Source organism: Arthrobacter sp. H35-D1, from assembly GCF_030063185.1.
Taxonomy (GTDB): domain Bacteria; phylum Actinomycetota; class Actinomycetes; order Actinomycetales; family Micrococcaceae; genus Specibacter.
In genome coordinates this window covers 1-1,267 of sequence record NZ_JASISP010000067.1, presented here as the reverse complement: position 1 = coordinate 1,267, position 1,267 = coordinate 1, and the positions used below count along the sequence as shown (strand labels likewise).

2 protein-coding genes are annotated in these 1,267 nt (G+C 64.4%); both read left to right on the top strand.

What is annotated here, in order from left to right; all coding sequences use genetic code 11:
- A partial coding sequence (locus QMG25_RS20290; RefSeq protein WP_283462933.1) for a glucose-6-phosphate dehydrogenase occupies positions 1–720 on the top strand: 720 nt, incomplete at its 5' end.
- Positions 717–1,267: glucose-6-phosphate dehydrogenase assembly protein OpcA (locus QMG25_RS20285; RefSeq protein ID WP_283462931.1), on the top strand; the 551-nt coding region annotated here is incomplete at its 3' end. The genes QMG25_RS20290 and QMG25_RS20285, both read left to right, overlap by 4 nt.

Below are 1,267 nucleotides of genomic sequence, written 5' to 3'. Positions count from 1 at the left end.
GCCATGGAGGAACCCATCTCCTTCAACGCCGACCACCTGCGTGCCGAAAAGGAAAAAGTCCTCGCTGCCGTCACGTTGCCGGAAGATTTGTCCAAGCGCTCGGCCCGCGGACAGTTTGCCGGCGGTTGGCAGGGCGGGGAGCAGGTTCTTGGCTACCTGGAAGAGGAGGGCATTGCCGCCGATTCCACGACGGAAACCTTTGCCGCCATCCGCCTCGACATCAACACGCGCCGTTGGGCGGGCGTGCCGTTCTACCTGCGCACGGGCAAGCGCCTGGGCCGGCGCGTGACGGAGATTGCCGTCATGTTCAAGCGTGCACCCAATCTGCTGTTCACCGACCACGCCGAGGACGACTTTGGCCAGAACGCCGTCGTCATCCGGGTCCAGCCCGACGAGGGCGTGACCATCCGGTTTGGCTCCAAAGTTCCCGGCACGCAGATGGAAGTCCGTGACGTGACCATGGACTTCGGCTACGGGCACGCTTTTACCGAGTCAAGCCCGGAAGCGTATGAACGGCTGATCCTCGATGTGTTGCTGGGCGAGCCGCCGCTGTTCCCGCGCCACGGTGAAGTGGAACAGTCCTGGAAGATCCTGGACCCCTTTGAGGAATTCTGGGCAGCCGAGGGCGTGCAGCCCGAAAGTTATGAACCAGGCAGCTGGGGCCCCGCCTCGGCCGAGGAACTCTTGAAGCGAGACGGAAGGACGTGGCGGCGACCATGATCGTAGAACTGCCCGATACAACAACTTCCAAAATCACGAAGGAAATTGTCAAGCTGCGCGAGCAGGGCGGCGTAGTTGCCCTTGGACGCGTGTTGACCCTTGTGGTGATCACCCGCAGTGGTTTTGAGGAGGACGCGATCGCGGCGGCCAACTTGGCCAGTCGCGAGCACCCGTGCCGCATCATTGTGCTGGCCGCAGGATCCGCCGATGCACCGAACCGGCTCGACGGGCAAATCCGCGTTGGCGGGGACGCCGGCGCATCGGAAGTCATTGTGCTCCACGGACAGGGCGAACTGGCGGCAGAAAACGAGTCGCTGGTTTCGGCGCTGCTGCTACCCGATGCCCCCATCGTTGCCTGGTGGCCCCACGACGCCCCCGAAATTCCAAGCCAGTCGCCGGTGGGCCGCATCGCCCACCGCCGCATCACCGACTCCGCCAATGCGGCAGATCCCCGGGCAGCGCTGTTGCACATCGCAGACAGCTACGCGGCCGGCGACACCGACCTGGCCTGGACCCGGCTGACCAACTGGCGCATCCAGCTCGCTGC